General features: G+C 60.2%; 23 protein-coding genes. 6 read left to right on the forward strand and 17 right to left on the reverse strand.

The window, feature by feature from the left end; genetic code table 11:
* Positions 1-144 precede the first annotated feature (144 nt).
* From HBR93_RS26385 to HBR93_RS26395, 3 genes are all read right to left on the reverse strand, one after another.
* Positions 145-822: a GntR family transcriptional regulator gene (locus HBR93_RS26385; protein WP_128593614.1), complete on the reverse strand. Its 678-nt coding sequence runs from the start codon at positions 820-822 to the stop codon at positions 145-147.
* Between the two features lie 15 nt (positions 823-837).
* Positions 838-1,539 carry a FadR/GntR family transcriptional regulator gene (locus HBR93_RS26390; protein WP_057439669.1) on the reverse strand — a complete coding sequence of 234 codons (702 nt, stop codon included), beginning with the start codon at positions 1,537-1,539 and terminating at the stop codon, positions 838-840.
* Positions 1,540-1,629: 90 nt separating this feature from the next.
* Positions 1,630-2,955, reverse strand: a complete 1,326-nt coding sequence (locus HBR93_RS26395; RefSeq protein ID WP_169961414.1) for a C4-dicarboxylate transporter DctA — start codon at positions 2,953-2,955, stop codon at positions 1,630-1,632.
* 217 nt (positions 2,956-3,172) lie between these two features.
* On the opposite strand from HBR93_RS26395, the gene HBR93_RS26400 reads away from it, so the two are divergent.
* Entirely contained in the window at positions 3,173-3,802 is a 630-nt protein-coding gene (locus HBR93_RS26400; protein ID WP_169961407.1) for a DNA-3-methyladenine glycosylase I, read from the forward strand.
* Between the two features lie 29 nt (positions 3,803-3,831).
* On the opposite strand, the gene HBR93_RS26405 is transcribed toward HBR93_RS26400, so the two are convergent.
* From HBR93_RS26405 to HBR93_RS26435, 7 genes are all read right to left on the reverse strand, one after another.
* A complete protein-coding gene (locus HBR93_RS26405) occupies positions 3,832-5,265 on the reverse strand; it encodes a PLP-dependent aminotransferase family protein (RefSeq protein WP_169961408.1) in 1,434 nt (477 codons plus the stop codon).
* 165 nt (positions 5,266-5,430) lie between these two features.
* Complete coding sequence (locus HBR93_RS26410; RefSeq protein WP_057439666.1) at positions 5,431-6,198, reverse strand: SDR family oxidoreductase; 768 nt, start codon at positions 6,196-6,198, stop codon at positions 5,431-5,433.
* Between the two features lie 17 nt (positions 6,199-6,215).
* Positions 6,216-7,283: a phosphotransferase family protein gene (locus HBR93_RS26415; protein ID WP_169961409.1), complete on the reverse strand. Its 1,068-nt coding sequence runs from the start codon at positions 7,281-7,283 to the stop codon at positions 6,216-6,218.
* Between the two features lie 129 nt (positions 7,284-7,412).
* On the reverse strand, positions 7,413-8,366 hold the full coding sequence (locus HBR93_RS26420) for a 2-hydroxyacid dehydrogenase (RefSeq protein ID WP_057959824.1): 954 nt from the start codon (positions 8,364-8,366) through the stop codon (positions 7,413-7,415).
* 156 nt (positions 8,367-8,522) lie between these two features.
* Positions 8,523-8,954: a hypothetical protein gene (locus HBR93_RS26425; protein ID WP_057959823.1), complete on the reverse strand. Its 432-nt coding sequence runs from the start codon at positions 8,952-8,954 to the stop codon at positions 8,523-8,525.
* A 79-nt stretch (positions 8,955-9,033) separates the two neighbouring features.
* Entirely contained in the window at positions 9,034-9,528 is a 495-nt protein-coding gene (locus tag HBR93_RS26430; RefSeq protein WP_169961410.1) for a DUF4822 domain-containing protein, read from the reverse strand.
* Between the two features lie 316 nt (positions 9,529-9,844).
* The gene (locus tag HBR93_RS26435) at positions 9,845-10,039 is read right to left on the reverse strand and encodes a hypothetical protein (RefSeq protein ID WP_057439662.1); all 195 of its coding nucleotides are present in this window, start codon (positions 10,037-10,039) and stop codon (positions 9,845-9,847) included.
* A 237-nt stretch (positions 10,040-10,276) separates the two neighbouring features.
* Between HBR93_RS26435 and HBR93_RS26440 the strand changes: the two genes are divergently transcribed.
* A complete protein-coding gene (locus HBR93_RS26440; RefSeq protein ID WP_057439661.1) occupies positions 10,277-11,554 on the forward strand; it encodes an HAAAP family serine/threonine permease in 1,278 nt (425 codons plus the stop codon).
* A 42-nt stretch (positions 11,555-11,596) separates the two neighbouring features.
* Here the strand turns inward: HBR93_RS26440 and HBR93_RS26445 are convergent, their stop codons facing one another.
* The 5 genes from HBR93_RS26445 to acnB all read right to left on the reverse strand — a co-directional run bounded on the left by HBR93_RS26445 (position 11,597) and on the right by acnB (position 18,163).
* A complete protein-coding gene (locus HBR93_RS26445) occupies positions 11,597-12,175 on the reverse strand; it encodes an acyl-homoserine-lactone synthase (RefSeq protein WP_169961411.1) in 579 nt (192 codons plus the stop codon).
* Positions 12,176-12,202: 27 nt separating this feature from the next.
* Positions 12,203-12,928, reverse strand: a complete 726-nt coding sequence (locus tag HBR93_RS26450) for an autoinducer binding domain-containing protein (protein ID WP_057959820.1) — start codon at positions 12,926-12,928, stop codon at positions 12,203-12,205.
* A gap of 119 nt (positions 12,929-13,047) precedes the next feature.
* Positions 13,048-14,319, reverse strand: coding sequence for a glycosyltransferase (locus HBR93_RS26455; protein WP_057439659.1), 1,272 nt, complete (start codon positions 14,317-14,319; stop codon positions 13,048-13,050).
* A 25-nt stretch (positions 14,320-14,344) separates the two neighbouring features.
* Positions 14,345-15,238 (reverse strand): alpha/beta hydrolase, encoded by an 894-nt coding sequence (locus HBR93_RS26460; protein ID WP_169961412.1) that lies wholly within the window; start codon positions 15,236-15,238, stop codon positions 14,345-14,347.
* Between the two features lie 315 nt (positions 15,239-15,553).
* Positions 15,554-18,163 carry a bifunctional aconitate hydratase 2/2-methylisocitrate dehydratase gene (gene acnB / locus HBR93_RS26465; RefSeq protein WP_057439657.1) on the reverse strand — a complete coding sequence of 870 codons (2,610 nt, stop codon included), beginning with the start codon at positions 18,161-18,163 and terminating at the stop codon, positions 15,554-15,556.
* Positions 18,164-18,558: 395 nt separating this feature from the next.
* On the opposite strand from acnB, the gene HBR93_RS26470 reads away from it, so the two are divergent.
* Positions 18,559-19,029: a DUF1289 domain-containing protein gene (locus tag HBR93_RS26470; protein WP_057439656.1), complete on the forward strand. Its 471-nt coding sequence runs from the start codon at positions 18,559-18,561 to the stop codon at positions 19,027-19,029.
* A 538-nt stretch (positions 19,030-19,567) separates the two neighbouring features.
* Here HBR93_RS26470 and HBR93_RS26475 read toward each other — a convergent pair.
* Positions 19,568-20,434 (reverse strand): universal stress protein, encoded by an 867-nt coding sequence (locus tag HBR93_RS26475; RefSeq protein ID WP_057439655.1) that lies wholly within the window; start codon positions 20,432-20,434, stop codon positions 19,568-19,570.
* Positions 20,435-20,591: 157 nt separating this feature from the next.
* On the opposite strand from HBR93_RS26475, the gene miaE reads away from it, so the two are divergent.
* Positions 20,592-21,194, forward strand: a complete 603-nt coding sequence (gene miaE / locus HBR93_RS26480) for a tRNA isopentenyl-2-thiomethyl-A-37 hydroxylase MiaE (RefSeq protein WP_057439654.1) — start codon at positions 20,592-20,594, stop codon at positions 21,192-21,194.
* Here miaE and HBR93_RS26485 read toward each other — a convergent pair.
* On the reverse strand, positions 21,150-22,349 hold the full coding sequence (locus HBR93_RS26485) for an MFS transporter (RefSeq protein WP_169961413.1): 1,200 nt from the start codon (positions 22,347-22,349) through the stop codon (positions 21,150-21,152). The two genes, miaE and HBR93_RS26485, sit on opposite strands and share 45 nt — an antisense overlap.
* Positions 22,350-22,506: 157 nt before the next feature.
* Between HBR93_RS26485 and HBR93_RS26490 the strand changes: the two genes are divergently transcribed.
* Positions 22,507-23,214: a winged helix-turn-helix domain-containing protein gene (locus HBR93_RS26490; protein ID WP_057439652.1), complete on the forward strand. Its 708-nt coding sequence runs from the start codon at positions 22,507-22,509 to the stop codon at positions 23,212-23,214.
* A 4-nt stretch (positions 23,215-23,218) separates the two neighbouring features.
* Positions 23,219-24,499 carry an ATP-binding protein gene (locus tag HBR93_RS26495; RefSeq protein ID WP_057439651.1) on the forward strand — a complete coding sequence of 427 codons (1,281 nt, stop codon included), beginning with the start codon at positions 23,219-23,221 and terminating at the stop codon, positions 24,497-24,499.
* Positions 24,500-24,827 lie beyond the last annotated feature (328 nt).

Here is a 24,827-nt window from a genome sequence, read left to right on the forward strand (position 1 = left end):
CGACTCAAGCCCTGGTCATCATTGGCCGCAAGCTGGCGCGCATCGCCTTTTCGCTCATGAAAAACCTGAGCGAATACCAGTCAAAAGCGGTTTTGGGGGCTTCCCCAAAACCATAGAATCTCCCACAGTTGAATCTCCATTGGCTTACGAGAGTTGTGCTTGCAGATGATCCAGATGTTGGGTCATCAGGCTTACGGCCGTGCCCCCATCCCTGCGCTCCAGTGCCTCGATCATCGCCGACTGCTCACGCCAGGTCCCGGCGAACGCTCCCTGTTGCGCAATGACCAGCGAGGTCAACGGCACCAGGCTATTGAGAAACTGCGCCAGTGGCCGATTCCCCGCAATGCTCGCTAGCAATAGGTGAAACTCGCCACACAGGCGGATGGCCGGGCCTTGCTGGCCCTGTTCGACGCACGCCCGTTGGCGCGCCACCAGTTCGCGCAAGCGCCGCATCTGGCCGGGGCTGGCCTGTGCGCATGCCAATTGCACCACGGTCACTTCCATCAAGCGCCGCGCCTCGAGAATGTGTTGCACCTGCTGCGCATCGGGCGCCGCCACCTGGGCACGCAGGTTGGGGCGCAGGATGATCACTTGCTGCTCGGCCAGGCGCGCCAGGACCCGGCGCAGTACGCTGCGGCTGACGCCAAATTGTTCGGCCAGGCCTTCTTCGGTAAAGCGGCTGGTGGGCACGATGCGCTGTTCGAGGATGGCATCGAACAGCCGTGGGTAGAGGTCATCCACCGAGGGCCGTTTACCGGGCACCAGGCGCATGGGGGGCGGGGCGGTGACAACGTTAGTGCGTTGCAGGGCATGAGCGCTCATGGCCAGCCTCCAGAGTCAGTTGCCGAGATGGTCGTCGGGAATGTTCAGGGCGGTCCCCATGCGCTGGCCTTCGTTGAGGATATGGCGGCGCATTTCGGCGCTGGCCTGGGCGCTGTTCTTGCTGCGGATCGCGCGCACCACCGCTTCGTTTTCCTGCAGGCGCTCGGCCAGGTGTTCGGGGGAGTTGCGCAACACCTGGGCGCTTTGCTTGAGGGCGTTGCTAGTCTGCTGCACCACGTTCTGGAAGATCGGGTTGGAGGTCAGGGCGAACAGTTCTTCGTGGAAGGCGATGTAGGCGTTCATCCCCGCTTCACTGTCGTTGGCGTCCAGGGCTTCGCGCATGTCCATCAGGGTCAGGCGCAGTTGCCCGATTTCCTTGCTGGTGATGGACTGGGCCACCAGGCCGACGATAAACGGCTCCAGGGTGTAGCGCAGTTGCAGGATGTCGGCGAGGCTGGCGTCGGCCACGGCATCATGGGCTTGGGGCTCGTTGACGCTGGTTTCCAGCACGACCACACCTTTGCCGGGCATCGAGCGCACCAGGCCGAGGGTTTCCAGGACGATCACGGCTTCGCGCAGGCTCGGGCGGCTGATGCCCAATTGTTCGGCCAGTTCGCGCTGGCCGGGGAGCATTTCGCCACGCCGCCATTGGCCTCGGGCCAGGGCGGCGCGTAGTTTTTCTACGACTGAATTGACGACGGTTGAGGTGCTGATCACGCCGGGCTCCTTATGTTGCAAACACAAACGGTAAAAATGGCGACGATTAACGGTGGGAGCGAGCAAGCCCGCTCCCACACTCGATCTGCGCTAGAACTCCTGGTGAGCCGGCAACACCGGCTTCTTGGCCTGGAACGCATACCCTTGCTGCCCCTCCAGCACCTTGTTGGCTCGTTGCAGATCAATGTCCTTTTCCCAGCGGGCAATGGCCACGGTGGCCACGCAGTTGCCGATCAGGTTGGTCAGTGCACGGCCAATCCCCATAAACCAGTCCACGGCCAACACCAGCACCAGGCCCACCACCGGGATGGCGGGAATGGCGGTGAGGGTCGCAGCCAGAATCACCAGGGCTGAACCCGGTATGCCGTGGGCCCCCTTGGAGGTGATCAGCGACACCAGCAGGATGGTCAGCAGATCGGTCATCGACAACGGCGTACCGGTGGCGTTGGCGATAAACACAATGGCCAGGGTCAGGTAGATCGAGAAACCATCGAGGTTGAACGAGTAACCGGTGGGGATCACCAGGCCGACGGTGGAACTGCCGATGCCCAGGTGCTCCAGTTTACGCATGATCTGTGGCAACACTGCATCGGATGACGCGGTGCCCATCACGATCAGCAGCTCTTCGCGCAGGTATTTGAGCAGCGGCAGCATGCGCAGGCCCGACAGGCGCATCACCGCGCCCAGGATCAGCGCGACAAACGCGATGCAGGTCAGGTAGAACAGACCCACCAGGCTGCCCAGGTGCTGTAGCGAATCCAGGCCATAGGTGCTGGTGGTAAAGGCGATGGCACCGAATACGCCGATGGGCGCCAGGCGCACGATCATGCCCATGATGCGGAAGATCACATGGCTCAGTTCGTTGATCAGTCGTGAAATGCCCGACGCCGCTTCCCCTACCAGGTTCAGCGCACTGCCGAACAGCACCGAGAACAACAGCACTTGCAGTACGTTGTTGTCGGCAAAGGCGCCGATCACCGAGTTGGGGATCAGGTCCATCAGGAACTGACTAGTGCCCTTGATATGTTGGCCACGATCCGCCAATTCATTGAGGCCGGCGGAAGACAGCTGTTCCAGATGGATATTGGCCCCGCTACCGATCCCGGTACTGAAGGCCAGCACCAGGCCCAGTACTAGGGCGATGGTGGTGAGGATTTCGAAATAGATCACCGACTTGAGGCCGATGCGCCCGACTTTTTTCAGGTCGCCAGCACCGGAAATGCCGCTGACCACCACGCAGAACACGATCAGGCCGATCAGCATCTTGATCAGCTTGATAAAGCCGTCACCCAGGGGTTTGAGTTGTGAGGAGAATTCGGGAAGGGCCAAGCCGCACGCGATGCCGAGCATCAGGCCTATGACGACTTGCAGGAAAATCGAACGCGAGCACCATCTGAGCATGGGAAGGATCTCTATTCGGTGCCCTGGTGGGTCCAGGGCTTAATTGTTGTGGTCTTACCGGTAAGTCCAGTGCGCGGCCAGTCTACGCTCGGTTTTTTGCAAACTACAAGGGGGTGAGGGGGTGTTTAGGTTGTCCGGTCTTACCAGTTGCTCGGTAACCGTGATGCTTGAGCGGTTGGCGGTCTGGAAAATTTTTCGCTTATCATCCCCGGCTTGGCTGCTGAGGTGATGCATGGACAAGCCTGGACTGACAACCGATGAAACGGGACTGACCCGTTGTACATGGCGAACGGCCGCTGCCGAGTACCCCGATTACCACGATCACGAATGGGGTGTACCGGTTGCCGATGATAGGGCGCTGTACGAGAAAATCTGCCTGGAAGGCTTCCAGGCCGGCATGGCGTGGATCACCATCCTGCGCAAGCGCGAGCATTTTCGCCGGGCGTTCGAGGGTTTTGATTTTCGCCGGGTGGCGCAGTACACCGAGCAGGATATCCAGCGCTTGATGGCCGACCCCGGCATTGTGCGTAACCGGGCGAAAATCCTCTCGACCCTCAACAATGCGCGCAGGGCCTGTGAGCTGGTGGATGAATACGGCTCGCTGGCGGCCTGGTTGTGGGCATTCGAGCCGGCGGCCGACGAGCGCCCGGCGGTGGTGGACATGGCCTATTGGACGGGCAACCCGACGTCGCCGGCGTCGGTACGCTTGTCCAAGGCCTTGAAGAAGCGCGGCTGGACATTCGTCGGGCCGACGACGATCTATGCATTCATGCAGGCGATGGGGATGGTCAATGACCACCTGGAAGGCTGCGCCTGTCGGCAGCCGATTGAAGACCTGCGCCGCCAGTTCAGGCGCCCCTGAATCCTGAACTGGCAGGAGCTCCTTACTCCTCAGCCAATCTGCAACAGGATATCGCGCACCTTGTCCAGGGACGGGTCGATATCCAGGGTCTCGATGGCGCCGAAGCCGAAGATCAAGCCGCTACGCACCGGCGCCTGATGGAAAAACACGTCCAGTGGATACAGGCCGACTTCCACCTGGCGTGCCCGCTCGATCAGCAGGGGGATGTTCACGGGCACTTTGCACAGTGCGGCCAAGTGGAACCCGGCCACGCTGGGTACGGCTTCGAACCAGGGCGACAGGTCGCCGGCCAGACGGCTGAGGATGCGTTCGCGGCGGGTGGTGTAGACCGCGTGACAACGCCGGATGTGCTTGAGCAGATAGCCTTCGCTGATGAACTTGGCCAGGGCCCATTGCGGCAGTGTCGAGCTGTGCTGGTCGCTCAGTTGCTTGGCCTTGAGTACCGCGCCGCGGATGGCCGGTGGCAGCACCGTGTAGCCTAGGCGCAGCTCTGGGAGCAGGGTCTTGGAGAAGGTTCCGACATAGGCGACGATGCCTCGTGTATCCATGCTTTGCAGGGCGTCGGCGGGGCGGCCTTCGTAGCGGAACTCACTGTCGTAGTCGTCCTCGATGACAATTGCGCCCAGCGCCAGCGCCCGTTCCAGCAGCGCTTCGCGGCGCGGCAGGCTCATGGGGATACCCAATGGAAACTGGTGGGACGGGGTGACGTAGATCAGTCGGGTGCCTTCGGGAATCAACTCGACCTGGATCCCTTGCGCGTCCAGCGGCACGCCGGCCACCGTGGCGCCCATGGCTTCGAAAAGCAGGCGCGCCGGGGCGTAGCCGGGGTCTTCCATGGCGACGATGCTGCCCGGTTCCAGCACCACGCGGGCGATCAGGTCCAGTGCCTGCTGGGCACCGTTGCACACCACAATGTCGTCGTCGCGGCAGTTGACCCCACGGGAAAAGGCGATATGCCCGGCAATCGCATTGCGCAAGGCCGGCAAGCCCTCGGGCTGGCCGTAGAAACCACTGTTTTTGGCAATGCGGCGCAGAGCGTCCTGGGTGCAACGTCGCCATTCGTCCTGGGGGAACAGGCTGCGGGTGGTGGCGCCACCGATGAACTCGCAGCGCAACGTGCTTTCGCGTGTCGGATGGCGCATGGGCGAGGGCAGGGCCTGCCACTTGGCCAGGTTGGCGGCGCAGGCCAGGTCGGCCGCACTTTGCAGGCCCTTTGGCCGCAGCGCATGGGGGGTGACGAAGGTGCCACGGCCGATCTTGCCGATCAGCAGGCCTTCGTAGGTCAGGGTGGTGTAGGTGTCGGACACGGTCTTGCGCGACACCCCCAACTGCTCGGCCAGCAAGCGGCTGGGGGGCAACTGCGCGCCAGCGGCCAGGCGTCCTGATTCAATCGCGTCGCGCAGTTGCTGGTAAAGCTGTTCGGCCAGGTCCTTGCGGCCCTGGATGACGACGTGCAGTTCCATGTTTCATTCCGAGGCGGTCAATTCTGCCAAGGTTACTCGTATGTACAGGCCGCGCCGATCAAAAATGTGGGAACGGGCTTGCTCGCGAAAGCAGTGGGTCAGTCAACATCAATGTTTGCTGGGCCGACGTCTTCGCGAGCAAGCTCGCTCCCACACAAGCGTGGGTCAGGAGAGGAAGCCACCGTCCACGTTCAGCGAAACGCCCGTGGTGTAGGTCGAGGCATCGCTGGCCAGGTACAGCACCGCGCCGGCCATTTCGCTGGGGTCGGCCACGCGCTTGAGTGGGATCTGGGCCAGGGCCATGTTCAGGATCGACTCGTTCTTCACCAGGGCCGAGGCAAACTTGGTGTCGGTCAGGCCCGGCAGCAGGGCGTTGCAGCGGATGCCGAACGGCGCACATTCCTTTGCAAACACCTTGGTCATATTGATCACGGCGGCCTTGGTCACCGAGTAGATGCCCTGGAAGTGCCCCGGGGAAATGCCGTTGATCGAGGCCACGTTGATGATGCTGCCGCCACCGTTGTCACGCATCAGCTTGCCGGCTTCCACTGACATGAAGAAGTAGCCACGGATGTTCACGTCGACGGTTTTCTGGAACGCGCCGAGGTCGGTGTCCAGCACGTTGCAGAACTGGGGGTTGGTCGCGGCGTTGTTGACCAGGATGTCCAGGCGCCCGAACTGCTGGCGAATGCCCGCAAACACCTCGCTGATCTGCTCCATCTCGCCGATGTGGCAGGCAATGGCCGTGGCCTTGCCGCCGGCGGCGATGATTGCATCGGCCACGTGCTGGCAGCCGTCGATCTTGCGGCTCGAGACAATCACGTGGGCACCTTGCTGGGCCAGCAGCTTGGCGATGGCCTCACCAATGCCACGGCTGGCCCCGGAAACAAACGCGATCTTGCCATCGAGGTCGAACAGATGAGTCTTGGACATGGGGGTTCCTTGTCGGGTCAGAGGGTGGATTTGTGGATGACGTTCAGACTCATCTGTTCCAGCAGCGTGTTCATGTGGATGAACTGCGCGAAACGTTTGTCCTGGGTCTGGCCATGGAAGAAGCGGTAGTAGATCTGCTGCACGATGCCGGCCAGACGGAACAGGCCGTAGGTGTAGTAGAAGTCGAAATTGTCGATCTGGATGCCGGAGCGCTCGGCGTAGTAATCGACAAACTGGCGGCGGGTCAGCATGCCGGGGGCGTTGCTCGGTTGGCGGCGCATCAGTTGCACGGGCGCCGGGTCGGCGGCTTCGATCCAGTAGGCGAGGCTGTTGCCCAGGTCCATCAGCGGGTCGCCCAGAGTGGTCAGCTCCCAATCCAGCACGCCAATGATTTGCATCGGGTTGTTGGGGTCGAGGATCACATTGTCGAAGCGATAGTCGTTGTGCACGATGCTCGAGGTCGGATGATCGGCGGGCATCTTGTCGTTGAGCCAGGCACGCACGGCTTCCCATTTCGGGGCGTCGGGGGTCAGGGCTTTTTCGTAGCGCTCGCTCCAGCCGCGAATCTGGCGTTGCACATAACCTTCAGGCTTGCCCAGGTCGGCCAGGCCGCACGCGCTGTAGTCGACCTGGTGCAGTTCGACGAACTTGTCGATAAAGCTCTTGCACAAGGTTTCGGTGCGCGCCGCGTCCAGGCCCAGCTCCGGCGGCAGGTCCGAGCGCAGGATGACGCCCTTGACCCGTTCCATCACGTAAAACTCGGCGCCGATCACCGATTCGTCGGTGCAGTGCACGTAGGCTTTGGGGCAATAGGGGAAGCCATCCTTGAGCTGGTTGAGGATGCGGAACTCACGGCCCATGTCATGGGCCGACTTGGCCTTGTGGCCAAACGGCGGGCGGCGCAGGACGAATTCCTGTTCGGGGTATTCCAGCAGGTAGGTCAGGTTGGAGGCGCCGCCTGGAAACTGGCTGATTCTGGCGCTGCCACTCAGGCCTGGGATATGGGCCTTGAGGTAGGGGTCGATGAGGCTGGCATCCAGTTCTTCGCCTGGGCGAATCTGGGTGGATTGGTCATTGAGCGCCATGCTTATCCCTTTTGCTTATTCTTGAGGCCTTGGACTATTGGCTAATCTAATGCGCACAGCCAACCTGCCACAAGGCTGTGGTGGCTTAATAGGCTAGCGTGTTGGACGACAATCAGCGTGCCTGATCGGTCATTTTTCGGGCGGGGGCAAGGCAACCGGTGTGAGTACCGGGCGCCCGGCGAAGTGTTCCACGAGGTTTTCGGCGACCCTTTGCACGGTGTCATGGGCCGCTTCGGGCGACAGGCCGGCGACATGGGAGGTGAGCACCGTATTGCCCAGGCGCTTGAGGGCGTCGGGCACCTGGGGCTCGTCGTCGAACACATCCAGGGCCGCGCCGCCGATACGGCGTTGCTCAAGGGCGGCCACCAGGTCGGCGGTCACCACCACGCTGCCGCGGCCGATGTTCACCAGGTAGCCGTGGGGTCCCAAGGCGTCCAGGGCCTGGCGGTCGATCAGGTGGTACGTGCCGACGCCGCCGGGGGTGGCCAGCACCAGGAAGTCCGAGTTACGCGCCAGTTCCACGGCGCTGGCGCAGTAGGTGTAGTCCACGTCATCGCGGGGCTGGCGGTTGTGATAACTGACTTCCATGCCAAACCCGAGGGCGGCGCGCCTGGCGATCTCCAGGCCTACCGCGCCGAGGCCGAGGATGCCCAGCTGTTTGCCGGCGAGGGACGGGCGCATCACCTTGGGCCATTCGCCACGTCGCACGGCCGCGTCTGTCTGGGGAATGCCGCGTACCAGCGCCAGCAACAAGGCCATGGCGTGGTCGGCCACTGAGGGCGCGTTTACCCCGGCACCGTTGGTGACCACAATCTTGCGATTGCTCGCCGCCTGCAGGTCGACATGCTCATAGCCGGCACCGATCACGCAGATGATTTCCAGCAGTGGCAGGGCGGCGATCTCCTCGGCATACAACCCCAGTGGACCACGGGTCAGCACGGCACGGATCTGCCCGCCATGGGTCTTGATCGCCTGGGCGCGTTCTGCGGGGGTTGGCGCCAGAATCACATGAAAGTCGTTGCTCTCGATGATGGGCAGGTATTCATTGATGGTTTCAACCAGGACCAGAACAGTGGCGGGCATGGGGCAGCTCTTGTTGTGGGGTTTGATCTCTGGAGTATGCGGTATTTTTTGTAGTACGAATGCCCGCAGATGAAAGATGCTTCCTCGATGGGAGGCCTTGGCATGGGGATGCCAGCGTCGGCGCAGGCTGCAGACGCTGGGCATCCGTGGGGGGCGTTACTGGGTTTGTCGTACCTTGTTCTGTTCTGCCTGGGCGATTTCCCGGAAATCATAGGTGGGGAAAAACTCGGTCCGGTAGGTGCCCCATGCAGCATTTTCCAGTGCCAGATTGACCGCTGACAACCGAGAGGCGGGTAGGCGCAGGACGATGACTTGGCCGATTCCCATGGTGATGTTCCAACTGACGACTTCTACTCCCTCCGGTGGAAATACTTTGTAGAAATCCTGCTTGGCGAGTTGCGCCCTTAGTTCGCTTAATGGGCGGGATTGATCATGTTTGAGAAATACCGTCAACATAATTGCATTTTCGGGTGTGGCGTGCGGTATTTTTGCTGTCGCGGGGGCTGAGGGTTGCGCATTGGCGCCGCTGGAAAGAAGGGCGGACAACCATACGGTGGATATTAATAACGACTTGAGTTGAGTTTTCATAAGAGGCGTCTTTTTATTGTTTTATGGATTTTTGAAGTAAGTAGTCAAAGCCTGATGGTATCTGGCAGGTCAAGAATACTCAGTGGGAGGTGGAGGTTTTGATCGGCCCGTTGTAAGGCGCATGGACCACGTAGATACGAACTTTCTCGTTGGTCTCGACCATGTCCCGGGGCACTTCCCGCGAATAGGTGAACTCTTGGTTGTTGAGGACCTCAAGCCGCCTGACCACTGTTCTGGCAGGGCCCTTGTCTGGTACCAGGATATGGGTGGTTTTGTCGCCTGTGACCAGAAAGTAACCGCCACCGCCATGGTCATACTTTGACAGCCCGGTGTCGGCATAGAAAAACTCATAGCGATTACGCTCGGGGTCCCACATGGATATGCCAACCACGCCCGGATACTTGTCCTTGACGTCAATTTGCGGGGCGCCTTCTATATAGACTTTGGTGGTCAGCCACTGGGGCGAAGAAGCGAGTGCGCGGATGTCGGAGTTTGTCGATTGTGCCTGGCTGGAAAGTGGAGCGAGCAGTCCAGCGAGAAGTAGACCTGTAAAAACGGCATGGCATTTTCGCATTAGATAATTCCTACATGGGGCGTGGGTTTTTATTCTTGTATTTGGTTGGGTATTGCTTGGGCCCGGCAGTGACGGAATATAAATGTGCTGGCAGGTGCTATCAATGCCTGGGTATATGTTTGTAACAAATCCACGGGCAATCATTTAAAAAATATTCAAATGCTCGCTGTGAAGTAGGGGAATTCCTACAAGTAAGCTGGTGAGATATAAATTGCGATAGGTATATAAATTTTATGTTTAAAGGGGCGGCTATCTATAGGGTTGTTGCCTGATTAAACGCATTTGCGCCACTCCCATTCCTCAGTTTCGCCAATCTTTAGCCGATTCGCGGTGTGGGTATCAGTGTGTTGCGAGGCTTGGGCGCGGCGGCGTATTCAATGCCGTTGAATGTGAAGGTGTCAGACTGTTGTTGCTTGGGCTTGTCTTGGGCGGCGATTTGATCGGCAATGTGGGTCGATACGCTATCGACCAACTGGCCAGCGTTGAAAATGTTCAGGCTTGAAGTCGTCATGCTTGAATCTCCAGGTTTTGTAGTAGAGCTTGCATTGAGTGGGCGATGGGGGCGTAACGTTCCTGATTCCAACAATTTGTGGTCAATCGACTGGCTCTGCTCCGTACAACCATTCCTCAGCTAAGTCTTTGCTTATTCAAGTGAATCCCGGACAATCGCGCCCCTGTTACGGTCGTGGCGCTGCCTGTCAGGTTTTTCTGACTCGCCGCGATCGTATGAAAGTGGAGAACCGAGCGGATGAATGATCAGGCCAATAGCGTCGATGAACGCTACGCAACGACACCTGTAACCCTCACGGGCTGGAGCCGCCAGGACACGACCTGGATGCTTGGCCTGTTCGGCACGGCGATTGGCGCCGGCACCTTGTTTCTGCCCATCAACGCAGGCCTGGGCGGCTTCTGGCCGTTGCTGATCCTCGCGCTGTTGGCGTTCCCCATGACCTACTACGCACACCGTGGCCTGACCCGCTTTGTGCTGTCGGGGCGTGCGGGCTCGGACATCACTGAGGTGGTTGAAGAGCATTTCGGCATCAAGGCCGGTGCTTTGATCACCTTGCTGTACTTCTTTGCGATCTTCCCGATCCTGCTGATCTACAGCGTGGCGCTGACCAATACCGTCGCAAGCTTTATGTCGCACCAACTGCACATCGAGCCACCGCCACGGGCGCTGCTGTCGTTTGTGCTGATCCTGGGCCTGCTGGCAGTGGTGCGTTGCGGCGAGCAGGTGATCGTCAAGGCCATGAGCCTGATGGTCTATCCGTTTATTGTTGCCTTGCTGTTTCTGGCGGTGTACCTGGTTCCGCACTGGAATGGCGGCATCCTCAGCACGGCCAGCACCGTTCCGGCACCGTCGGCGCTGCTGCACACCCTGTGGCTGGCGATTCCGGTGATGGTGTTCTCGTTCAACCACTCGCCGATCATCTCGGCCTTCGCCGTTGACCAGAAACGCCAGTACGGCGCCCACGCCGAAGAGCGCAGCTCGCAAATCCTGTCCCGTGCCCACTTGTTGATGGTGGCGATGGTGATGTTCTTCGTGTTCAGCTGTGTGCTGACCCTGTCACCGGCCCAACTGGCCGAAGCCAAGGCGCAGAATCTGTCGATTCTGTCTTACCTGGCCAACCACTTCGATAACCCGACCATCGCCTTTGCTGCGCCATTGATTGCGTTTGTGGCGATTGCCAAGTCCTTCCTGGGCCACTACATCGGCGCCAGCGAAGGCCTCAAGGGCCTGATCGTCAAGAGCGGCCGCCGCCCGGGCGCCAAGGCCCTGGACCGCATGACTGCTGGCTTTATGCTGGTGGTGTGCTGGATCATCGCCACCCTGAACCCGAGCATCCTGGGGATGATCGAGACCCTGGGTGGGCCGATCATTGCTTCGATCCTGTTCCTGATGCCGATGTACGCGATCCGCAAGGTGCCTGCCATGGCCAAGTACCGTGGGCAGATGTCCAATGTGTTCGTGACCCTGGTCGGCCTGGTCGCCATCTCCTCGCTGATTTACTCGCTGATCCCTTGATGTGATCAGCGCCGGCGACCTCGGCGTTACTCATATCTCTAGCTAGGCAACGGCCGAATCAGCGTGCAGCGCGATTCGGCCGTTTTTCTGCCAGGCCGGAAAACTCAGTGCTACCACATGGTCGTTGTTCACGCGTTGCGGGGCGCCGAGGCGACTCAATTGCACGCCATTTTTCAGAAAATAACGCTCCAGCGCTGGAGTGGTCACTGCCACCACCTGATTGGCGCCGTGGCTCCAGGCATGGTGCAGGCTGCTCCACCAGACGCGCATCGGTAAGGTACCTTTCTCCAGGGCGCGGGCGGCAAAGCGCGACACTTCCCAGGTGTCACGGCTGCGCGGGCTTGGCTGGTCGCACAGAAACCCGAAGACTTCCGACAGTAGATAAGGTTGGGTGGTCGGTAACAGCCGTGCGCAACCGCAGACCTGGCCTTTTGTGTCCAGGGCGAGGATATGGCGCGTGTCGGCCTGGTCGAACTGATCGAATTCACGTTTGGGCCGGGCGTGGGTGGAGTCCAGCTGCCAACCCAGTTGCTCGATGAACACTTCGTGTCGATAGCGGCCCAGGTCGTCCTCAAGGGCTGCAGACAGTTCATGGTGATGGCGGGTGATGATGCTGATCATTGGATGTCCTTATCGTGATCGTCGGGCCTAGATCAGGCCCAGTGCGGCGGCATAGGCAGCCGCCAGTGTCTTGTTGGCTGCGCCGAATTTCTTCTGGATGGTCTTGAGGTGAAAGTTCACCGTGTTGATGGAGATGGTCAGGATCAGCGCGATCTCGCCTGAACTCTTGCCGTCGGCGGTCCACTGCAAAATTTCCCGCTCACGCAGGCTGAGGCAGACCGACGGGTGGGCGCGTTCGTTATGGCCCAGATCTGTCAGGCGCAGCGTCACCTGTTCGAGGATGCAGCGCAGGCGCAATTGAATTTCGTCGCTTTCAGCCCGCGAAATAGGATCCTGGCGCCGGGCCACGGACAGTACCCGCAGCGAATGATCGTGGCTGCGAATCGGCAGCGTGGCGCCGATGCACAGACCCCAATCCCGAGCTTCCAGCCATAGCTTGCGGCTGTTTTCAAACAGTGCGTCGTTCCACAGCACCATCTCGGTGGAACGCAAGCCACTGAGGATCGACGGATCGACAGCCGCGTAGTTTTGCTCCTGGTAATGTTCCAGCCACCTTTCGGGGTAAGAGCCGTGAATCTCGGTTTTTGGTCGGGTAAAAGGGGTCAGGTGGCGTACGGCATAGGCGTAATACTCGAACCCCAATTGCAACACTTCCCGCTCCAGCAGCGCGAACACTTGTGCTCCTCCCTGTTGCTTGAGCATCTCTATCCGCAAGCGATTCCACCAGCGGATGAGGTCGTTTTCCTTCTCCATGGACAGTCGCCTCGATTCCTGGAACCTTTGGCAATCTAGCCCACGTGATCTTTCTGTCAAACTTTTCCGGTGCTTTGCCGACGGCTCTGGCACGGCACTTTTGCCCAAGAGGCCGGTGTTTATGACGCTTGGCGCAGGCGAGGTATTGAATGGTGCGCGTGGCACTGTTCAATGGCCTTGACCGCTGTTTCACAGGACGCCGCATCGGCGGGCATCAGGCTGCTCGCCCGAGCACAGGCCTGTTGCAATCGGGTGTCGTGTAGCAGCGCTGTGATCGCCCCTTGCAGGTCTTGTCTGTCCAAGGGCAGGGCAAGACGTATTCCGCACCCCATGCGCACCAGTCGTTCGGCGTTATCGAACTGGTCATGGGCGATCGGCAGGACAATCTGTGGGATGCCGGCAGCCAGCGCCAGGCTCATGGCGCCAATGCCGCCGGGGTGGACTAGCCCGGCTGCGCGGGGCAGCAGCGAACTCATCGGCAAAAACGGACGTTGCATCACCGTGGGCGGCAAATCGCTGGTGACCGGCCGATCACTGGTCAGAAAAATACCGCGTGCGCCGACCCTGTGCAGCGCTTCCAGGGCAAAGCGATAAAACTGCTGGTCAAAGTGCTCAGTGGAACCTTGGGTGAAAACTACGGGGGCCGGTCCGGCATCGAGGAAGGCCCGAGTCTGTTCATCGAGCCCCAGGGTGCCACCGTCGAACAGTGGGAAGCCGGCCATGTGCAGGGGCTGCGGCCAGTCTTGCTGGACGGGGGCGAACCATTCGGGGAACAGGCAAATCACGCCTTGGGGGGCATGCATCCATTGGCTGAAGATGTTCTTCACCGCGCCCGGCAATCCGTGTTTGCGGCGCAGTGCATTGATTTGTGGGGCACAGGTCCGGTCCAGGCTCAGGTATTCGATCCCGCGCCAGAGCAATTTGCGCACCGTCAAGGGCAGGCGGCGTGATACGTTGAAAGTGGGGTGTACAGGCGGTAAATGTGCCGACAGTAGGGTTGAAGGGGACACTTGGACCGAGAGGTAAGGGAAACCGTATTTTTCATGGGCAATACGTGCACCCAGGGCCCACAGCGAGCCGACCACTACTATATCGTCAGTGTTATGCGCGGTTACATAATCGTAGACCGGCTCTAATAGGCCTGCGATGGCTTGCCACAACACGCTGAAGGAAGTCTTCGGATCCCACAGGCGGGGATCGCCCATGGCAGCGTTGTAGGTCGCCTCATCGCATAACGGCACGAAGTCCAGGCCCCGGGCCTCGATGGTGCGTTGAAACGCCGGCATGCTGCACAAGGTTACCTGATGACCGCGTAGGGTCAGTGCCGCGCCCAGGCCGATAAAGGGAAAAACGTCACCGGCCGAACCGATGGCAATCATGATTACTCGCATCATCCACATCCTTGTTCAAAAGTGCTCAGGCGAAGCTCAACTGCGTTCGGTGAGGGGGCGCCATGCAAAACGCCTCTGGCCGGGCGTCGCGATGCGTCAGCAAATGGCCGAGCAACGCGCGGTGCACGCCGTTGGCCGCAGCCCTGGATTCCAGATCCAGAAAGTGCCCGCTGCTCTCGGCCGTGGAGAAGCTGCAGTCGCGGATGTACTGCTTGAAGCGCTGCACGTCCATGGCGCTGGTGTATTCGTCCCAGGCACCGTTCAAAAAGTGCACGTGGCTGTCGATGTTCGAAAGCTGGGGCAGGTATGCCCCTTCATTGAGCTTGAGGGCCTGGTCGATATGGAATCGCGCCTGATGCTGCTCGGCGTTGATCAACTGCGCCATGTGCTGTTGATTGGCGCTCTTGAGGCGGGGCGGCAGGTGCTTGCCCAGCGTCTGGTTGAGCAAGTGACCGATACCTGCGTTGTCATCCCGGGCCATGAGTGCCTGGGCGCCGCTGACGTAGTCGAGCATCGGGCCATTGAGGCCGGGAGCGAATGACATCACTACCGAGCTTTCGACGTTGTCCGGCTTCTGGGCGAGGGCCAGCAAGGTCGACAGGCCGCCCCAGGATGCGGAAACCAGATGGTGAATGTTGAAGCCTTCGATCAAGGCCAGCAGGATCTGGACTTCATCGTCCTTGGTCACCAGGCACCGATTCGGGTTGTGAGCCCGGGAGTTTCCGGCGAATGGCAAGTCAAACAGCACCACGTTGAAGTGTTCGGCCAGGCACTTGCTGGTACGGGCAAAGGCCGAGGTTGTGGCCATGGCGCCATTGACCAGCAGCACATTCTTTTTATCGGGGGCATCGCCGATTTGTTCCACCGACACCGCATAGTCCTTGAAGACGTTCTTGATCACATATTGATTGCGCCACATAACACACCTCCATTAAGCACTTAAAAACGGGTGAGAGCGCCCCTGCCACCGGGTACGGGCATCGACGACGAGGCTTGGCTGTTTTTATTAGAAGTCGTACGGCATACAGCGCGAGTACATCCAAAGCAGGCGGATCCCATGACGCGGGCATCAGGGTGTGGAGAGTTTCGGCCTTCAAGGCGCGGCGGGACAACTACCTGATCTGGTAGGTCGTTGGAGAAAGGCCGTCGACAGCCAGTGCCCGGCAGGTTTTTCCAGGCATAAAAAAACGCCGCGTATCTTGCGATACGCGGCGTTCTTCACATCAACACACCGTTAGGCTTGAACCACCGGAATGTTGGCGCTTGCTGCGATTTTACGGAACTCGGCGATCTGGTCGAAGTTCAGGTAGCGGTAGACGTCACTGGCCATGGTGTCCAGTTTCGCTGCGTAGCCCATGTACTCTTCGACGGTCGGCAGGCGACCCAGGGTGGAGGCGACTGCCGCCAACTCGGCCGATGCCAGGTAGACGTTCGCGCCATCACCCAGACGGTTCGGGAAGTTACGGGTCGAAGTCGACACTACGGTCGAATTCGGCTCAACACGTGCCTGGTTACCCATGCACAGCGAGCAGCCCGGCATTTCCATGCGCGCGCCAGCCTTGCCGTAGATGCCGTAGTAGCCTTCTTCGGTCAGTTGGTGAGCGTCCATCTTGGTCGGCGGCGACAGCCACAGACGGGTTGGCAGCTGACCCTTGACCTGTTCCAGCAACTTGCCGGCAGCGCGGAAGTGACCGATGTTGGTCATGCACGAACCGATAAACACTTCGTCGATCTTCTCGCCAGCGACGCTGGACAGCAGACGGGCGTCGTCCGGGTCGTTTGGCGCGCAGAGGATTGGCTCGTTGATTTCGGCCAGGTCGATCTCGATGACTTCGGCGTATTCGGCGTCGGCATCGGCTTCCATCAGCTCAGGGTTGGCAACCCAGGCTTCCATCGCTTGGGCACGACGTTCCAGGGTACGCGCATCACCGTAGCCTTCACCGATCATCCAGCGCAGCAGGGTGATGTTGGAGTTCAGGTACTCGGTGACGGAGTCTTTCGACAGCTTGATGGTGCAACCGGCAGCCGAACGTTCGGCCGAGGCGTCGGACAGCTCGAATGCCTGCTCCAGCGTCAGGTCGTTCAGGCCTTCGATTTCCAGGATGCGGCCGGAGAAGGCGTTTTTCTTGCCTTTCTTCTCAACGGTCAGCAGGCCGGACTGGATTGCGTAGTAAGGAATGGCATGAACCAGGTCACGCAGGGTGATGCCAGGTTTCATCTTGCCTTTGAAACGCACCAGGATCGACTCAGGCATGTCCAGTGGCATTACGCCAGTGGCTGCGGCGAACGCTACCAGGCCAGAACCGGCCGGGAACGAAATGCCCATCGGGAAACGGGTGTGGGAGTCACCACCGGTACCCACGGTGTCCGGCAGCAGCATGCGGTTCAGCCAGCTGTGGATGATGCCGTCGCCTGGACGCAGCGATACACCGCCACGGGTCATGATGAAGTCAGGCAGGGTGTGGTGGGTGGTCACGTCGATCGGCTTTGGATAGGCCGCGGTGTGGCAGAAGGACTGCATCACCAGATCGGTGGAGAAGCCCAGGCACGCCAGGTCTTTCAGTTCGTCACGGGTCATTGGACCGGTGGTGTCCTGGGAACCCACGGTGGTCATCTTCGGTTCGCAGTAGGTACCTGGACGAACGCCTTTGCCTTCCGGCAGGCCGCAGGCCTTGCCGACCATTTTCTGGGCGAGGGTGAAACCCTTGCCAGTGTCGACAGGTGCTTCAGGCAGCTTGAACAGGTCGGTAGGGCCAAGACCCAGCTCAGCGCGAGCCTTGTCGGTCAGGCCACGGCCGATGATCAGCGGGATACGGCCGCCGGCACGGACTTCGTCCAACAGGACCGGGGTCTTCATTTCGAAGGTGGTCAGGACTTCGTCGGTGCCGTGTTTGCAGACTTTGCCAGCATGCGGGTACAGGTCGATCACGTCGCCCATGTGCATGTTGGTGACGTCGAATTCGATTGGCAGTGCGCCAGCATCTTCCATGGTGTTGTAGAAGATGGGAGCGATCTTGCTGCCGAAGCAGAAGCCACCAGCGCGCTTGTTAGGCACGTACGGGACGTCGTCGCCGAAGAACCACAGTACCGAGTTGGTTGCCGACTTACGGGACGAACCGGTACCGACCACGTCACCGACGTAGGCGATCGGGAAGCCCTGGCCGCGCATTTCTTCGATCTGCTTCATCGGGCCGGTCTTGCCTTGCTCGTCCGGCACGATGCCTTCACGGGCCATTTTCAGCATGGCCAGGGCGTGCAGCGGGATGTCAGGACGGGACCAGGCATCGGGAGCAGGGGACAGGTCGTCGGTGTTGGTTTCGCCGGTGACCTTGAACACGCGCAGGCTGATCTTGTCGGCCAGGGTCGGGCGGTTCTTGAACCACTCGCCGTCGGCCCAGGACTGGATCACTTCCTTGGCGTGCGTGTTGCCGTTCTTGGCTTTTTCCGCGACGTCGTGGAATGCATCGAACATCAGCAGGGTGTGCTTGAGCTGGGCAGCTGCAACGGCGGCCAGTTCAGCGTCGTCCAGCAGCTCGACCAGGGTCACGATGTTGTAGCCGCCTTGCATGGTGCCAAGCAGTTCAACCGCGCGCTTTTTGTCGATCAGGGGGGAAGACACTTCGCCCTTGGCCAGGGCAGACAGGAAACCGGCCTTGACGTAGGCAGCTTCGTCAACGCCTGGTGGAATGCGGTTGGTGATCAGGTCAACGAGAAACTCTTCTTCGCCAGCCGGGGGATTTTTCAGCAGCTCGACCAGGCCTGCGGTTTGTTCGGCGTTTAGCGGCTGGGGAACGATACCCAGGGCTGCACGCTCTTCGATATGTTTGCGGTAGGCTTCAAGCACAGTTATTACCCTCATCAGTGGTCCCACGGGACGCTCATCCAGACATGCACGGCACGCATGCGCTCGGGGGCTTTTTGGGCCGTAGAGCCAGCGCTGCCGGCATTTCTCACAGAAGCTGCTTTCAAAGTTTTACGCCTGCAGAACGGAGCTGATGAGGGTTGGTGCTGGTCATTTGGAGGGTAAATAACCAGCGCCAACACCGTTCTGAAGGAACGACTGTGCTCGTGACGCTTTGAAAACAGCTTCCAACGGATTATTTGGCGCCTTACAAGGCCGGATGATTCTACGGCAAAAAATTTCTAAAGGTAAGTTGCCGCAGCAAGTTTGCAGGGTGATGAACCTTAGACAAAGGGCTAACATGGGCCACTGTTTCGCTGATTTGTGCGTTGTCACCCATGCCCAACCAAACCATCAAGACCCCCTGCATCGGCCTGTGCTCCACGGTTTACGGCGATCTCGTGTGCCGCGGCTGCAAGCGTTTCCACCACGAAGTGATCCAGTGGAACGGCTATGGCGAGGAAGAAAAACGCGCAGTATGGCTGCGGCTTGAGCAACTGCTGGTGCAGGTCATGGCGGGCAAGCTGGAAGTATTCGACCCCAAACGGCTGCGCTGGCAACTCGAACAGCGAAAAATCCGCTTTGTGCCGCACCAGTCCGAATACTGCTGGGCCTACCAGTTGATCGCCCGGGGCGCGCGGGTGATCAACAACCTGGAAGCCTATGGCATGGTGCTGATGCCGGAGTTTCGCGACTGGAACCTGCCGGAACTGCGTGATGCCATTGATCGGGAGTTTTTTATCCTGTCCGAGGCGCATTACCAGCGCTATATCGCCCCTGGCTTCCTCAAGGATGCACTAGGTCACTGACTGTCGCCGATCAACATGTGGGAGCGGGCTTGCCCGCGATGGCGGCGTGTCAGTCAGGCACCTATCAACTGACCCACCGCTATCGCAGGCAAGCCAGCTCCCACTTTTGTTCTGGGGTGTGGCCAAAATATCCTGCCTTGCCAAGATCCCCTGTGGGAGCTGGGGTGTGGCCAAAATATCCTGTCCTGCCAAGATCCCCTGTGGGAGCTGGGGTGTGGCCAAAATATCCTGCCCTGCCAAGATCCCCTTTGGGAGCTGGGGTGTGGTCAAAATATCCTGCCCTGCCAAGATCCCTTGTGGGAGCTGGGGTGTGGCCAAAATATCCTGCCCTGCCAAGATCCCCTGTGGGAGCTGGGGTGTGGCCAAAATATCCTGCCCTGCCAAGATCCCTTGTGGGAGCTGGGGTGTGGTCAAAATATTCTGCCCTGCCAAGATCCCTTGTGGGAGCGGGCTTGCCCGCGATAGCGCCAGTTCAGTCAGGGATGTATCAACTGACTCACCGCTATCGCGAGCAAGCCCGCTCGCACATGTCTGATCTTCACTGTGCCTTGCTGGCCAGTTCCTCCAGGTGGTCGATGATGCTCTGGGGCTTGAGCACCAGCACATCGCTCTCCAGCGCATCCAGCACCACTTCCGCCGTATTGCCGATCAGCGCCCCGGAAATCCCGGTGCGTGCCACGGTGCCAATGATCGTGACGGCCGCCCTCAACTTATAGGCGGTATGGGGGATCAGCACATCCGCCGGGCCTTCTTCGATATGCAGGCGGCTGTCGTCAATGTCGAATTCGGCCTGGAACGCCTTGCACTGCTCGCGATAGCGCGCCTCGATGGTTTCCTTGAGCTGGAACACCGGATCGGCTGCCGACAGCATGGGCGAGGGATGGGCGCTGATGACATGCAACTGGCCCTTGGCCAGGCTGGCGATGTCAAAGCCATGGTCGATGATGGCCGCGTGCAGGTCTTTATGCTCGTTATCCAGGTTGCCCACGTCGATGGCCGCCAGGATCACCCCGTCGGTCCATGGGGTCGCGGTCTTGACCAACAGCACAGCGGCCGGGCACAAGCGCAGCAGTTTCCAGTCCGCCGGCGTCAGCAGGGCCTTTTTCAGCGGGCTGTCGGGGTAGTGCTGCTTGATCACCAGTGCGCAACCTTCGGCCTGCTGCACACCGATGATGGTTTCGTGCAGGTTGTTGTTCCAGGCCAGTTCGGTTGTGACGTTGTAGCCATCGGCCGACAATTGCTCTTTGAGCAAGGCCAATAGCGCCGAATGCTCATGCTTTTTGTCGCACACCAGCAGATGCAAATGAGCGCCTGTCACCCCAGCGATCAGCTTGGCGCGCTTGAGGGCCAGGCTTTCCGAGTGTTCGGGCTCAATGATCACCAGGATTTTGCCAATTTCGTTCATGAGCGAGATCTCCAAGGGTGGGAAGGACAAGGCTTCGAACAACTATAGTTGTTGCCCGCCGTACAGCATGTTGATGCACATCAAGCCCCGTGACTGGTGGTCTGCGGCGGGGTCGGTATAATCGGCGGCCTTTTGTGACCCTTTGCCCGTGAGCCCGATGAACCTGCCCGAAATCCATGACTTCCTCGGTTGCCGCACCCCCGATGCCTGGGTCCAGGCCGCACTGGCCGACCAGGAAACCCTGCTGATCGACCACAAAAACTGCGAATTCAAGGCCGCCAGCACGGCCTTGAGCCTGATTGCCAAGTACCACTCCCATGTCGACCTGATCAACATGATGTCGCGCCTGGCCCGCGAAGAGCTGGTGCACCATGAGCAAGTCATGCGCCTGATGAAAAAGCGCAAGATCGAGCTGCGCCAGCTGCATGCCAGCCGCTATGCCTCGGGTTTGCGCAAGGTGGTACGCAGCCACGAACCGGTGAAGCTGGTGGACACCCTGGTGGTCGGGGCGTTTATCGAAGCGCGCAGTTGCGAGCGTTTCGAAGCACTGGTGCCGCATTTGGACGAAGAACTCGGCAAGTTCTACTTTGGTCTGCTGAAAAGCGAGGCACGGCATTTCCAGGGCTATCTGAAGCTGGCCTATCAATACGGTGATGCCAAGGATGTTGCCCAGGTCATCGAGCGGGTGAGGGCGGCCGAGCAGGAATTGATCGAATCACCCGATATCGAGTTCCGCTTTCACAGTGGCGTGCCAGCCTGAGGCCACGGCCACGCCGATCAGCGCGGTGATCCCGGTCAGCAGCAGGATCACCGTTTGCGTGCCAAAAGGTGCCGCCAGGAGGGCAATTGCCAGGCCCGCCAATGGCTGCGCGAGGTTATTGAACAAGGTGATCATGCCCACCGTCTTGCCGAAATCCTGCACGGGAATGACCCGCTGACGGGTGCTGCGCATGTACACGTTGAACATCTTGTCGAAACCGGTGACCAGCAGAAAACCCAGGGTGTACAGCCAGAGGTTGGGACTGATCGCCATGATCAATGCCCCGAGCGCAATCACCGAATACGACAGCCCGCCCAGCACTTTCAACGCCAGGCTCGAGCGCGCCAGGTAAAACAGGATGACGATGGTCACCACCGCGCCGGCGGCCTGCAGCAGTGCATAGGCATCCTTGTCGGCCGCGTAGAGGCCGGTCACCATGGCGGCGGAGGTGGCCAGCGTCACGCCAATGATCAAATTCACGCCGACTGCCAGGGCGATAATGCGCTTGAGCTCCGCCAGGTTACGGATATGCCCGAGCGCGATGCGTAGCGGTTGCAGCCAGATATCCCGGTGTTGCGCGTGGTTTTCGAGATTCACCGTGGTAGTGCGCTGCCAGACCAGCATTGCCAGGTCTGCCAGCACAAACAGCCCGGCAATCCCCACCACCACCCAATGCCAGGCCCACACCTCCAGCATCAGTGCAGCAATCAGTGGCCCTAGCACCAGGCCGCTCTGGTCGGCGATTTGCGAGTAGGAGAGGGTCTTGGCGTAGGTGTAATGCTTGAAAATATGCGGCATGACGACTTCTCGCGCCATGATGCCCTGGGTCGTCAGCACTCCACACAGCGCCGACAGGATCACCAGCCAATGGATGCCGCCGAACATGGCGTACAGCGCCACGGCCACCAGGCACGCCAGCGCTCGGTAGGCCTGGCTGATATGCAGGATGCGCACGGGCGAAAACTTGTCGCACAATGCCCCGCACACCGGGAACGCCAGGTATCGCGGCAGCGACTCGATAAAGAACGCCAGCCCGGCCCACGCTACGCTGTTGGTGGTCTGAAATACGATCAGCGGCACGATAAACAGCAGAATCTGGTCCGCCAGCCGGGACAGGAACAGCGAAACAAAGAACGCCAGGTAATCCTTGCGCATACAACTCCCTGTGGGTGGCGTTAAACATTGCAGGCTAATTGTTAAAAACTCTTAAAAACATGAAGCTTCGTCAGCCGCTGCTGGCCAGGCGCTTTTGCCGGACAGCTTGCCACCTATAATGCTCGCTCTTCAATCCGCTTTTGCACACTGAGAACGTATGGAAAACCTGGGTCTGGGCAAGGTCCTACTCGTTGAGGACGATGAGAAGCTGGCAGGGCTGATCGCGCATTTTCTGTCACAGCATGGCTTTGAAGTGCGCGTGGTGCACCGGGGCGATGAGGCGTTGGCGGTGTTCCTGGCGTTCAAACCGAAGATCGTCGTGCTCGACCTGATGCTGCCGGGCCAGAGCGGCCTGCATGTGTGTCGCGAGATCCGCAATGTGTCCGACACCCCCATCGTGATCCTCACCGCCAAGGAAGACGACCTGGACCATATCCTTGGCCTGGAATCCGGCGCCGATGACTATGTGATCAAACCGATCAAGCCGCCGGTGCTGCTGGCACGCCTGCGCGCCTTGCAGCGCCGCCATCTGCCGGAGCCGACGGTGCGTGGTTCCCTGGCGTTCGGCCAACTGGCGATTGACCGCAGTTGTCGGGGGGTAAGCCTGGGTGACGAGAAGATCGACCTGACCACCATGGAGTTCGAGCTGCTGTGGCTGTTGGCCAGCAGCGCGGGCAAGATCCTCTCGCGGGACGATATCCTCAACCGCATGCGCGGGATCGCCTTCGATGGGCTCAACCGCAGTGTCGATGTGTATATCAGCAAGCTGCGCAACAAGCTCAATGACAACCCCCGCGAGCCGGTGTGCATCAAGACCATCTGGGGCAAGGGCTACCTGTTCAACCCGTTTGCCTGGGAGGCCTAGCCCGATGCTGCGCCTGTTTCTGCGTCTGTACATCATCCTGGCCCTGGGCCTGGCCGGGGCAATCTGGCTGGTGAACTACACCTTCGACGAATTGCTGCCCGAAGCCAACGAAACCTACAACCGCGAAGCCATGCGCGGCCCGGCCTACGGCCTGGTGGAGCAGTTGCGCCCGCTGCCGGCTGGCGTGGCCCGCGAGGCACGCCTGGCCGAGCTGCAGCAGCACTATGGCCTGCGCCTGGCCTTGATTGCCCGGGACGCTGCGGCACTCACCTCCCGCGAGCAACAATTGCTGACTGACGGCAAGCTGGTGGTGCGCGGCGACTTTATGGAGTTCATCACCGAAATCGACGGTGGCGCGCAGCTGCTTCAGATCAAGCTGCCGGTGGAGCCGCGCTGGCTGTACCTGTGGGCCTATAGCTTGTTGGGCCTGTGCCTGGCGATTGTCCTGTATTTCTGGGTGCGCCCGCACTGGCGCGACTTGGAGCATATTCGCCTGGCGGCCCAGCGATTTGGTGACAATGACCTGGGTTCGCGCATCCTCCTGCCACGGCGCTCGAGCGTGCGCGAGTTGGCCGGGCACTTCAACCAGATGGCCGAGCGCATCGAACACCTGATCGCCAACCAGCGCGAGCTGACCAATGCGGTGTCCCATGAGCTGCGCACGCCGATTGCACGCTTGTCGTTTGAACTCGACCAACTCAAACAGGAGGCCGATCCGCGCCAGAGCCGCGCGTTGATCGGCGATATGTACGCCGACCTAGGCGAACTGGAGGACATGGTTTCCGAACTGTTGACCTACGCCAGCCTTGAACGTGGCGCGACACAGGTCACCCGCGAGAACATCGAGGCCCACAGCTGGCTCGACAGTGTGATCGGCAGCGTGGCCCTGGAAGCCGAGGCCGAAGGCGTGCAACTGTCCCTGGGCACCTGTGAAGTCGACTTCATCCAGATCGAACCGCGGTTTATGGCACGCGCGGTGATCAACCTGCTGCGCAATGCCATTCGTTACGCGGAGCATCGGGTCGAGGTGTCGCTGGTCAAGTTCGGCAGTGGTTATGAAGTACGCGTCTGCGACGACGGTCCCGGCGTACCCGAGGACGGCCGGGAGAAAATCTTCCAACCCTTTATGCGCCTGGACGCCAGCCGCGACCGCCGCACCGGCGGCTTTGGCCTGGGCCTAGCGCTGGTGCAGCGGGTCAGCCAGTGGCATGGCGGGCAGGTGCAGGTGCTGGACTCGCAGTGGGGCGGGGCGTCGTTCCGGATGACCTGGGCGTACGCCGACTAACCTTTTGCAAACTCATGAAGGTTGTAAATGTGGGGCTGGCTAGTCGGGTCGCCGCCTCGCTGCGATGGTCGTAAACGATGACGTTGGGTACCTGACACTCTGTGGCGATCTATTGGGCCGCCATCGCAGGCAAGCCAGCTCCCACAGGGGGACCGCGCACGCCTCGACGATCAGGTCGGCTGTCAGGCCGCCTCGCTTTGCTTTTGATCTTAGGCGCCCCGTTAAACCACGCTGGCCGTCATCCGATTTTGATTTGGGGGGTAACCCGGCAGGACGCCGGGTTAGCCGTGCTGGGCCATGGATGGCCCATCGCGGCGGCCCCCCAAAT

Source organism: Pseudomonas sp. WS 5411 (assembly GCF_012985595.1).
GTDB classification, from domain to species: Bacteria; Pseudomonadota; Gammaproteobacteria; order Pseudomonadales; family Pseudomonadaceae; genus Aquipseudomonas; species Aquipseudomonas shahriarae.

Excerpts from the sequence above, each read along its gene's own strand:
- HBR93_RS26495 (WP_057439651.1), top strand. The coding sequence starts at position 23,219 with ATGCTGCGCCTGTTTCTGCGTCTGTACATCATCCTGGCCCTGGGCCTG.
- HBR93_RS26400 (WP_169961407.1), top strand. The coding sequence starts at position 3,173 with ATGGACAAGCCTGGACTGACAACCGATGAAACGGGACTGACCCGTTGT.
- HBR93_RS26435 (WP_057439662.1), bottom strand. The coding sequence starts at position 10,039 with ATGACGACTTCAAGCCTGAACATTTTCAACGCTGGCCAGTTGGTCGAT.
- HBR93_RS26425 (WP_057959823.1), bottom strand. The coding sequence starts at position 8,954 with ATGAAAACTCAACTCAAGTCGTTATTAATATCCACCGTATGGTTGTCC.
- HBR93_RS26475 (WP_057439655.1), bottom strand. The coding sequence starts at position 20,434 with ATGAACGAAATTGGCAAAATCCTGGTGATCATTGAGCCCGAACACTCG.
- HBR93_RS26450 (WP_057959820.1), bottom strand. The coding sequence starts at position 12,928 with ATGGAGAAGGAAAACGACCTCATCCGCTGGTGGAATCGCTTGCGGATA.
- HBR93_RS26455 (WP_057439659.1), bottom strand. The coding sequence starts at position 14,319 with ATGCGAGTAATCATGATTGCCATCGGTTCGGCCGGTGACGTTTTTCCC.
- HBR93_RS26405 (WP_169961408.1), bottom strand. The coding sequence starts at position 5,265 with ATGGAACTGCACGTCGTCATCCAGGGCCGCAAGGACCTGGCCGAACAG.
- miaE (WP_057439654.1), top strand. The coding sequence starts at position 20,592 with ATGAACCTGCCCGAAATCCATGACTTCCTCGGTTGCCGCACCCCCGAT.
- HBR93_RS26445 (WP_169961411.1), bottom strand. The coding sequence starts at position 12,175 with ATGATCAGCATCATCACCCGCCATCACCATGAACTGTCTGCAGCCCTT.
- HBR93_RS26470 (WP_057439656.1), top strand. The coding sequence starts at position 18,559 with ATGCCCAACCAAACCATCAAGACCCCCTGCATCGGCCTGTGCTCCACG.
- HBR93_RS26430 (WP_169961410.1), bottom strand. The coding sequence starts at position 9,528 with ATGCGAAAATGCCATGCCGTTTTTACAGGTCTACTTCTCGCTGGACTG.
- HBR93_RS26490 (WP_057439652.1), top strand. The coding sequence starts at position 22,507 with ATGGAAAACCTGGGTCTGGGCAAGGTCCTACTCGTTGAGGACGATGAG.
- HBR93_RS26385 (WP_128593614.1), bottom strand. The coding sequence starts at position 822 with ATGAGCGCTCATGCCCTGCAACGCACTAACGTTGTCACCGCCCCGCCC.
- HBR93_RS26440 (WP_057439661.1), top strand. The coding sequence starts at position 10,277 with ATGAATGATCAGGCCAATAGCGTCGATGAACGCTACGCAACGACACCT.
- HBR93_RS26460 (WP_169961412.1), bottom strand. The coding sequence starts at position 15,238 with ATGTGGCGCAATCAATATGTGATCAAGAACGTCTTCAAGGACTATGCG.
- HBR93_RS26485 (WP_169961413.1), bottom strand. The coding sequence starts at position 22,349 with ATGCGCAAGGATTACCTGGCGTTCTTTGTTTCGCTGTTCCTGTCCCGG.
- HBR93_RS26410 (WP_057439666.1), bottom strand. The coding sequence starts at position 6,198 with ATGTCCAAGACTCATCTGTTCGACCTCGATGGCAAGATCGCGTTTGTT.
- HBR93_RS26415 (WP_169961409.1), bottom strand. The coding sequence starts at position 7,283 with ATGGCGCTCAATGACCAATCCACCCAGATTCGCCCAGGCGAAGAACTG.
- HBR93_RS26420 (WP_057959824.1), bottom strand. The coding sequence starts at position 8,366 with ATGCCCGCCACTGTTCTGGTCCTGGTTGAAACCATCAATGAATACCTG.